Source organism: Okeania sp. SIO1H4 (assembly GCF_010672695.1).
In the GTDB taxonomy this organism is placed as follows: domain Bacteria; phylum Cyanobacteriota; class Cyanobacteriia; order Cyanobacteriales; family Microcoleaceae; genus Okeania; species Okeania hirsuta.
In genome coordinates this window covers 79,315-89,174 of the sequence record NZ_JAAHGB010000021.1, presented here as the reverse complement: position 1 = coordinate 89,174, position 9,860 = coordinate 79,315, and the positions used below count along the sequence as shown (strand labels likewise).

Here is a 9,860-nt window from a genome sequence, read left to right as displayed (position 1 = left end):
GCAATAAATATCAAAAATAGGGCGGTAGGGCATTCCGTCCTTAAAGCTCGTGGAGTCCGACGGGGTACCGGGACTGCGAAACGAGAAGCCCACACTATACCGCAAGGTTAGTGTGGGAGTATGTCACTTGACCTGTATTTCCGATTTGATTATTTATCATTTTCTTTGTGGGTTTAATACCCCACCGTCAACGGGGGTGTTCACGCATTACTTGGGGGAGCGTAGACGCGGAGCGGCAGGTCGTTGACTATCCCCATGTAATTTTCCTCCTGTCTCCTGTCTCCTGTCTCCTGTCTCCTTCTTCAAGAGATGATAAATTTACTCTTTTTCCTCTCTCAGTTAGATATTTTTGAAGATGCTCCTCTGATGTGACCCAAGCCTTTAAGTTTGCATCCCAAAAAAACTTTATTTTATTCCTAATTCTCAGAGTATGAATCCTCTGAAAAGATACTCCTAGAAGTCTAGCTACATTAGTTTGAGTCAATTTATCTTTCATAGTTGATAGGTTAGTTCATATTGCGATGTTTTTGAATAAATCTAAAAGTTACATCTATAAATAATGACCTATTCAGGTATTGTAGATGTTCTAATATCATCATAAATAGTAAAAACCTATGCTTCAACAGAAGTATTACTGAACTTTAATGATTTTTATGTGTATTCAAAAATTATATCTATCCTAGAGAATTTACTCAGATACTACACTAAAATACCCAGTTAAGATTTTTCTGATTTTCTAGTTACTCATGCTAGTATCGGGACTTTGATATTTTTTAGGTTAAAAATAGCTTCAAACTCAACGGTAGCAAGGAAAATACGTTGCTCTAGCTAAAAATGGCTCAAAACTAGATAGGGCTTACTGATTAAATCTAAAAGCATTGACAGATAAAGGTTTTAGCATTTTTTAGTTAGAAAAATTCCAAGCTTTTAGGTCGTAATGGTTCAAAAAATTAGCATTTTCGGCCAGAGTTGGGCAGAAAAATCAAGGGAAAATTCTTACTCCTACTTCCTCGCTCCCGACCCTTTTCTCCTGTCTCCTGTCTCCTGTCTCCTACCCTCACCCATAAGACTTTTGAGCGCAAACCCTAGATATATCAAGGAAGAGGCTATTTTGACGTTAAAGCATTATACAGCAAGGGTTTAAAACTATTTTTAAACCATTTTTTGCTAAAGTCCCGGTATTGAACTAATACCAATTCCTACTTATGAAAGAAAATTATAATTTTTTCCTGCTGTCTTAAAGTAAAAAATAGTATATTTTGCTGCTTGAAATCTTTAATCAGAATAGAAGCTAATCCATGGTTTCAAAGAGTAGATATAGCAGAAGGAAGAAGAAATAAGGAAGGCTTTAGTTATCTAGGAGAGAAAAGAAGGAAAAATTTTCGTTGTCTGAGCTTTAAGCTTTTGATATGTCCTAAGCTTTCCTGAGACTGCTATATTTCGGAAAAATACCTGTATTAAGTCGCAAACTACTGTCAGATGTCCAATAGTCTAATAATATTTGCTATACATCCTTCTTTCCTACTATCAATTAAGGTGTTCCTTTTATTCCATAGATATAAATCTAGATTTAGCATTCCTTGGTACGGTTGTGTAAAAATATCTGGCAAAAAGGGAATAGGCAGGGACTAGAGAAAAAGGCATAGGGAACTAGGGATAAGAGTTTCAGACTTTCGATATATTTTTGATTTTTTACAAACGATTTAGGATTGCTATTATAGTGTCAACTTTTGTGACATTTTTCTCTATCTTCACAAGTTCTTCATATTTATAGATTACCTTAATTGGCAAGGTTAGCAACTTGACCTAAAAGCTGAGATATAAATATCAAATTGGCATTTGGAGATAAGAGAAGTGCAATCAGTTTATATCATTCTATTAACTCTTTCTGCGAGTTCTGCATTAATTTATAAGCACACCTCTGAAGACATATCCATTGATTTTTCAGCTTTTAATAGTGCTTAGTTTATTTTGTTTTTACAAAGTTTACTCACTAGATAGCGAAGATATAAGTTAATTAAAAGAAGCTTATTTCAAGTTTTTTAACACAATTTTTATGATTTTTGTAGCTGAACCTATCTATATAGATACAAGGCTTCAATAATTTATTCATATTTAATTACCCTGATAAAATCATCAGTTATTTGTTAGGGGTTTGTTGTTAAATCTTGTCATATTTTTCAAATAAATTTGAGGTATATTATGCACACTTGTCCTTGTTGCTCTACAACATTACTACGCCATGCACGTCATAATACTATTTACTGGTATTGTCCACGATGTCGAGAAGAAATGCCTGACTTAGAATTAATGCTATTAACTCGTTCTCAAGTATTTCAGACTCGTGGAGACTGGTTAAGTTCTCGTAAACAAAACTCTAGAGTATTAATAAATGTCCCAGCATAGATTATTTCCATCCGCTGAAAAACCTTTTTTGTTTGTAAATACTATTAAGGAAAGGAGTCTTTTTGAGGCTTCTTATTTTTTTTAGTACGAAAATTGAAAATTGATATTTTAATTTTTAAAAAGAATATTATATGAATATAGATTAATACTTCCTACAGATGATTGATTAGGGAGATTGGGAGATTGGGAGATTGGGAGACTGGAAAATTGCATAATTACTTGTATTTCATGTAAAATTGTTGTTTAACTATCTCGTCTTGCTCAACTTTTATTTCAGCTTTTGTGAAATAACTGTAGAATTATTTTTGATGTTTCATATTACAAATAATCAGGCGTTGTATAATTGCGGGATGATAATCACATTTGCACCCATCTGAAAATGTTGATAGATTAAAACAAATTTTTTGACACATATCAAAATCATCCCATGATGATGCAACGCCAATAATCAAATTAAAGTAATATCAATTTGGATAGCGGGACTTTGATATTTTTGACAGTGAAAATGGCTTAAAACTCAACCCTAGCAAGGGGCTAAAAATGGCTCAAACTCTAGATATATCAAGAAATAGGCTATTTTGACGTTAAAGCATTACACAGCAAGGGTTTAAGGCTATTTTTAATTATTTTTTTGCTAAAGTCCCGATAGAACTCCGTTCCGCTGACGCGATGAACGACAAACTTTCTCCTCTTCTTCTGTTTACTCTTGACTTTACTTTGCCTGACCGACGGCAACCCTACCTGATGACTCCCTCGTGATTTACAACTATTCAACCGGAGATAATATAAGAACATATTCTCCTGACTGCTGAATGCTGACTACTGACTGATAGAGGTCCCCTAAGTATTTGTAACAAACATTTATCATGCCTGATATAATACCTTCCTGCCATAGCTTAGAATAACTGTACTATCAATTTAAGAGTAAGGCATGGGAACTATTTGGGAACTAGACTTTTACAGTCGTCCAATACTTGATGAAAGACAAAAAAAACTCTGGGAACTCTTAATATGCGAAAGTCCCCTAGATATTAATCATCCTACAGACTCTTTGTATCGTTACTCTGAGTTTACAAGTAACCAAGAGGTAAACTCAATTTGGCTACGGAGCGCCATTGAAAAAGCGATCGCTGATGCTCCAGAAGCACCTCAAAAAATTCGCTTCTTCCGCCGTCAAATGAACAACATGATTACCAAAGCTTGTGCAGAAATGGCCATACCTGCGGTTCTAAGTCGTCGCACCTACACACTCAACCAGTGGCTACAACAACGAATGGAAGAAGTTTATCCCACTTATTCTAGTTATCAAGCAGGAACAAATCCTTCAATTCAATACATGAGTCCCGCACCACAACCTCTACCAGATGCCTTAATTGGAGAAAAATGGGCATTTGTTAGTTTAGAAGCTGAGGCTTTTGCAGAAATGTCAGAGTGGGACATTGATTTTGAAGAAGCTTTTCCCCTGAGCATGATGGGTCTTGCACCCAATTTACAGATTCCAGGTTTAATTATTTATTCATCTAGGGCAAAACCTTTAGCCGCTTGGATGTCAGGATTAGAATTAGCTTTTGTCAAATTTAATTCAGGTCCCCCAGCTAGATTGCTTCTAGAAACTGGAGGTAATGATTGTTGGATTTTAGCTAATCTAGCTAATTCATCAACTATTGAGGAAGCTAAAAGATTTTCCGAAGCAAAGTCGAAAGTCAAACAAGTTCATTTTCTGGCTGTACAGTCAAATCCAGAATCTGAATCGTTTGCTGGTTTTTGGTTGCTGCAAGAAATTAATATCTAGTTAAGTTTTGGGTACTGGACGTTGGTAAAATCCTACTAACAACTCTATTGTCCAAAATCATAAATCCCAAACAGAATTTTATGACCCAATTAGCAGAACAACTGCTAGAAGTAGCTGCCAAAGCAGGAGCTGAGGCAGCAGAGGTATTTCAAGCCCGATCACACTCCCGGCCCGTATTTTTTGAAAGCAATCGACTCAAACAACTAGAAAGCACTCAGTCAGAGGGTATAGCGCTCCGACTTTGGCGAAATGGATGTCCAGGAATAGCTGTAGCTCATGGGCCAGTGGAACCTAAAGCTTTAGTAGAACTTGCCCTGTCTATAAGTAGTCTTAATCAACCAGAATATATTGAACTATCCTCGAAAGCGAAAAATCGATATTATCCTAACCAAGGAATATCTATATCAGTTGAACAACTTGTAACTTGGGGAAAAGAAGCGATCACATTAATTCGAGAAGTTTATCCAGATGTGATTTGTCATGGAGAATGGGACTGCGAAATTGAATCTACTCGTTTAGTTAATTCCCTAGGACTAGATTGTCATCATATAGATACCACCCTTAGTGGTTATGTAGAAACTGATTGGGTCAGAGGTGACGACTTATTAAATATATCTGATGGCCAAATTCAGCGTAATGGTCTTGACCCCAGGAAAGTAGCAAATAGAATCTTGCAACGATTAGATTGGGCACAAAAAAATGTTATACCTCCTAGAGGTAGAGTACCTATTCTATTTACGGCTAAAGCTGCAGATTTATTATGGGGTACTTTCTCTGCTGCTTTGAATGGCAAACAAGTTTTGGAAGGTGCTTCTCCTTGGAGCGATCGCTTAGGGGAAGTTGTGACTAACAAACATATTACTATTTCTCAAGAACCAGATGAAGGACCGTTTAGTTGTCCTTTTGATGATGAGGGTACTCCTGCTCGTTCTATAGTATTTATTCAAAACGGCATTTTACAATTGTTTTATACAGACCGAACTACTGGCAGATTATTGGGGAGTGGGACTACTGGTAATGGGTTCCGACCAGATTTAGGTAGCTACCCTACACCAGAATTATTTAATTTTATAGTTAAGCCAGGAGAGCGATCGCTAAAGGAATCAACTACTATGTTGGATGATGCAATTATAGTAGACCAAATTCTGGGTGGTGGTGCTGGTATTTCTGGTGACTTTTCGATTAATGTTGAACTTGGCTATCGTGTGAGAAAAGGTGAAGTAGTTGGTAGAGTTAAAAATACAATGGTTGCTGGTAATGTCTATACAGCATTAAAGCAATTAGTCACATTGGGAAATGACGGCGAATGGAACGGTTCTTGTTATACTCCCCATGTAATTGTAGAAGGATTATCTACTATTAGCAGAATAGATTGAGTTACTTACGCAATCATTAATAATTATTATTAGCTCTTAATTTGATTTTGATAGTAATATCATATCCGCTTAGTTAGCGATCAAAAATTTTATCCTGTCCTATACTTTCTGATACTTCTCGATCGAATAATTAAGGCTTAAATCCTGTTATTTTTTAGCATAAATAAATCAAAAAAATTATGTTCGCCAATCCTACCCGTTTTCAGAAGAGGTGATTATTAATTATTAATTGTTGAACTTCTTTCTCCCCTTAGTCACTTATAAGTGGAACTTTAACTTCTTCTCGGATTCGGTATTAATCCTTCTTTTGTTAAATAGAGGATAAATCAACAATTCCTGCATCCTATAATTTTTGTCTAGAAAACGATTTCCCCTTTTTGCCTCTAAAAAAATCTTTAACAAAAATCTTACATACTTTCTTTCCACAAAAGTTACAGAGGAAAGTTCTTTTTGATTATATGTGGGTTGAAAAATCTGATCTTGTATTAGAGCTTAATTATCCCAGATATTAATATATATTTACAAAGTAAAGATTTGATAAATTTTCTGCTTGACTCTTTAATTTTCTTCTAAATAGGCTTTACAATCCTGATCAAATAAAAAACATCTATATTATTCAAAAATGATGAAATAAATGGTTCAGATGAAAAAGAAACTCTTGAAGGTGGTGGCGGTAATGACACAATAGATGGCGGTCTTGGTGATGATGTCATTATTGGTAGCAAGGGAGATGACAAGATAAATGGAGGATGGATAGGTTCCGGTGATATTGGTAAAATTCAAAGACTTTGCTATCACTGTAGATGATTTAATCTCGCTTATTAACGAAGGCTAAATCTAAAACCAAGCAACCCATGAAAAAAGCAGCTAGCGGTAATGACACAATAGATGGCGGTCTTGGTGATGATGTCATTATTGGTGGCAAGGGAGATGACAAGATAAATGGAGGATGGATAGGTTCCGGTGACATTGGTAAAATTCAAAGACTTTGCTATCACTGTAGATGATTTAATCTCGCTTATTAACGAAGGCTAAATCTAAAACCAAGCAACCCATGAAAAAAGCAGTTAATCGAATGAGATTTCTAATTTTAAATCTCATAGATGAAATCCACCATAAAACAGCTTTATTCCTAGTTCAAAACTTTGAAGAGTAATACTAAATCCGGTTGTCAAAACCATTTTATCATCAAGGAAGATAACCTGGATAAATTGAATGGCCAAGAAAGCTTATCTAGCTCCGCATTTGAGTTCATTTGAACTCAGACAAAAGTACCTTAAAAGTCAAGATTCTGTAGAATCCAGAAGATGGCACTTATACCAATTTCATAAAATATTGCTACAGTGGTTTTCTCTGCTGGTCGGAATTTAGAGATTAATACTGTAACGACCTTTTTTGAATTTGGTATTACTTTGGGAACTCTCCTTAGGGTAGACTCTAAAAAATAGTGCGTTCGCGTTCGCGTTGCCGAGCAAATCGCTGTAGGAATCAATTATGATTATGCCAAAGAAATCCTGAAGAAATATAATAAGTTAGGAGAAGAAGGGATAAAAAATATCAAAAATCAGCATTTGAGACGGCGAGGGGGTAAGAAGTCATTGCGACCGGACATGAATTGCTACCGGACATGATATGACTACTGTCGTGATCGGTATAAAATCTTTTGAAGTAGGAGTCAGGAGTCAGGAGTTATATAAAATCTGGTAGCATTGGTGTAATTAGATTCATAGTGTGGGGAGGGTCGGGAGATCAAGAAAGATTTGGCAATGGTGCTCAGATGGAATATTTTTTTATACCGAATTAAGCAAATTTGATATCAGGAGGCGAGAGAATCACAAAGATTTAGTAGTTATGACGATTTGAGCATTTTCAGGACTTACGCAACAGCACTAATTATAGTGGATATATCTGGAATTATCACTGTATATAGCGGTACTGCGTAATATCATGTTCGGTTGAATACTTATAATATCTGTGGACTAAAGGCAGAAGGCAGAAGGGAAAGAGCAAGTTTAGAAGGCAGAAGGTTTATTATAACTGATTATCCGAACATGATATAAGTCCTGATTTTTTTGATGTCCAATCAAACGGATTTGAGATCATTTGTTTTTTTTTCAATATTTATCATTTTCTTTGTGGGTTTAATACCCCACCGTCAACGGGGGTGTTCAAAATTACTTGGGGGAGCGAATCCCCATGTAATTTTCCTCCTGTCTCCTGTCTCCTGTCTCCTGTCTCCTTCTTCAATCCCTCTTCCTTCTTCTTTCTTAATTTGAATTAATTTTTCTGCTAATTTAATTGCTTCAACTTTAGTGGAAATTTTTCCCTCAGCTCGTGCTATTTTAATTTCTGTTAATAGTTGACCAATTATCGGACTTTTGGGTAATTTTAAGACTGTAATTAAATCATTTCCGTTCAATAAAGGAGTGGGGTGAGCAACTTGGTCTTCTGGATTAATATAACGTTTAACTAAACAATCAATTTCTGTTATGGATATTCCTTTTCCTACTCCTACAACTGCTAAAGCAGGAAAATTTTTTCCTATTTCTTGAAATAAGAAAAATTGTTGCCTCACAGACATCTGAGAAATTTCTATTTCTGACAGTTTAGCTAAACCTTTAATAACTGCAATTGTACTCCTAATTTCTGCATTGCTATACTTCAACCCCATCAATTCAACTTCTGCTTTTTCTGGATCGGAATTAACTAATATTGCTAACTTAGCGATCGCCAACAAAGAGGTTTTTACTGTATCGCGTACCCCTCTTGCTAACTCATCTTTTAACTGAGACCAATTTTTTCCTAACTCCTCTGCTACTATGTCTATTTGTTTTGCTATTTCCCAATTTTCTCCCGCAGTAGAAAAATAACTAGAAAGTAAACAATCTTTCCAAGCTTTTTCTATCCAAAACATACCTTGGGGATGGCTCAATAAATAACCTAATTCTGTCTGCACTCTTTCTGCTGCAACATTAGTCAGCAAAGGTGCAAATTCTCGAATAGCTGTTTGAGTTTCTGGTGAAATAACAAAACCTAGCTGTGCTGCTTGACGATATGCGCGTAATAGTCGGAGAGGATCATCTCTGAGATTAGCAGATTTTACCATTCTGATAATACCATCTTGCAAATCCTTCAGAGCATTAAATAAATCTATCACCTCATCATTAAAAGGATTATAAGCGATCGCATTTATTGTAAAATCTCGTCGCCATAAGTCTTCCTCCAGACTATTACCTTCTATTTCAGCAAAATCAACTGTAGTCCCTTGAAATACCACCCTAGCAATTTTTCGTTCGGCATCCAATACCACAAACCCCGCTTGATACTGCTTCGCAATACTTTTGGCAATGTTAACTGCTTGGTCGAGGATAATAAAATCTAAATCCAGATAATCACTTTTGCGCTTCAGCAAAGCATCTCGCACAGATCCACCGACCAAATAAACAGGTTGGGGCAACATTTCTCGGTCAAATGGCCAATTATTGGGAGATAAAGCAGACAGGGAATTTATCAACATTGGTAAAAAAATCAAGTTAACTTCTCTGTAATTAAACTTTCTAAGTAGGAAATCAGCGCTACGCGCAAGTCATAAGTCATAAGTCATAAGTCATAAGTAATCTCTGATCTGAAATCCGGTGATACAGTTATCGCACTTTCTACTTCCATTCAATGCAGATATAAAATGCACCGAATATCTCCAGATAATTCCCACTCTCATCCTTCCTTTCTCCTGACTCCTGACTCGGTCCTCATGACTCCTGACTCCGAGAGCGATACGATAACTAATTACCCTGATTCTATATGACTGGGTTTGAGCATTTAGGAATGTCCTAAGCTTTGCTTCGACTGCTATAAAATTAATTTGGGCTAGAATATAAACTCATCAAATCATTAAAATAGGCAATTATTGCATCAATTAATATTAGAGTTAAGCATCAAAGAGGTACTGACAAATGTGTATTTGTGTTAACTGCCACTATGTAGATCGGTGTGTCACCTATCATGCTGTAGAAACTCAGCACGAACAACTTCATTTAACAGAAAATCCCGACTTTGACCCGGTTGAACCTACAATCAATGTTAATATTCGCCCTCAAAATAATGAAATTGAAATGGAGTGGGATGTTGTTGGTTGTGAAAGTTTTAAAGAAGAAATGGGCAAATGGGCAAAATTAAGACCAGGTGAACTTATCCCTACTTAAAGTAATTCTAATTCTTGATTTCCCCTTCTTTTTATAGATAGAGTGGGAGTAGGAAATAGTACAGAAAAGGAGATTTTATGTTAG

The 9,860-nt window shown here is 35.9% G+C and carries 9 protein-coding genes; 6 read left to right on the top strand and 3 right to left on the bottom strand.

Annotated elements, in window-relative coordinates; translation table 11 throughout:
- Positions 1-247 precede the first annotated feature (247 nt).
- Positions 248-496, bottom strand: coding sequence for a hypothetical protein (locus F6K06_RS16470; protein WP_287287271.1), 249 nt, complete (start codon positions 494-496; stop codon positions 248-250).
- Positions 497-950: 454 nt separating this feature from the next.
- Positions 951-1,082, bottom strand: coding sequence for a hypothetical protein (locus F6K06_RS16465; RefSeq protein ID WP_275670368.1), 132 nt, complete (start codon positions 1,080-1,082; stop codon positions 951-953).
- A 1,120-nt stretch (positions 1,083-2,202) separates the two neighbouring features.
- Between F6K06_RS16465 and F6K06_RS16460 the strand changes: the two genes are divergently transcribed.
- The 5 genes from F6K06_RS16460 (at position 2,203) to F6K06_RS33985 (ending at position 6,581) form a co-directional block, all read left to right on the top strand.
- The gene (locus tag F6K06_RS16460) at positions 2,203-2,406 is read left to right on the top strand and encodes a hypothetical protein (RefSeq protein WP_124144884.1); all 204 of its coding nucleotides are present in this window, start codon (positions 2,203-2,205) and stop codon (positions 2,404-2,406) included.
- 931 nt (positions 2,407-3,337) lie between these two features.
- A complete protein-coding gene (locus tag F6K06_RS16455; protein ID WP_124155560.1) occupies positions 3,338-4,198 on the top strand; it encodes a Tab2/Atab2 family RNA-binding protein in 861 nt (286 codons plus the stop codon).
- 80 nt (positions 4,199-4,278) lie between these two features.
- On the top strand, positions 4,279-5,574 hold the full coding sequence (locus F6K06_RS16450; RefSeq protein ID WP_287244103.1) for a TldD/PmbA family protein: 1,296 nt from the start codon (positions 4,279-4,281) through the stop codon (positions 5,572-5,574).
- 609 nt (positions 5,575-6,183) lie between these two features.
- Positions 6,184-6,381, top strand: coding sequence for a hypothetical protein (locus F6K06_RS33990; RefSeq protein WP_161564513.1), 198 nt, complete (start codon positions 6,184-6,186; stop codon positions 6,379-6,381).
- Between the two features lie 47 nt (positions 6,382-6,428).
- Positions 6,429-6,581, top strand: a complete 153-nt coding sequence (locus tag F6K06_RS33985; RefSeq protein WP_161564511.1) for a hypothetical protein — start codon at positions 6,429-6,431, stop codon at positions 6,579-6,581.
- 1,148 nt (positions 6,582-7,729) lie between these two features.
- On the opposite strand, the gene F6K06_RS16440 is transcribed toward F6K06_RS33985, so the two are convergent.
- Entirely contained in the window at positions 7,730-9,091 is a 1,362-nt protein-coding gene (locus F6K06_RS16440) for a CCA tRNA nucleotidyltransferase (RefSeq protein WP_287244111.1), read from the bottom strand.
- A 436-nt stretch (positions 9,092-9,527) separates the two neighbouring features.
- Between F6K06_RS16440 and F6K06_RS16435 the strand changes: the two genes are divergently transcribed.
- Positions 9,528-9,776 carry a Ycf34 family protein gene (locus F6K06_RS16435; RefSeq protein WP_124144887.1) on the top strand — a complete coding sequence of 83 codons (249 nt, stop codon included), beginning with the start codon at positions 9,528-9,530 and terminating at the stop codon, positions 9,774-9,776.
- Positions 9,777-9,860 lie beyond the last annotated feature (84 nt).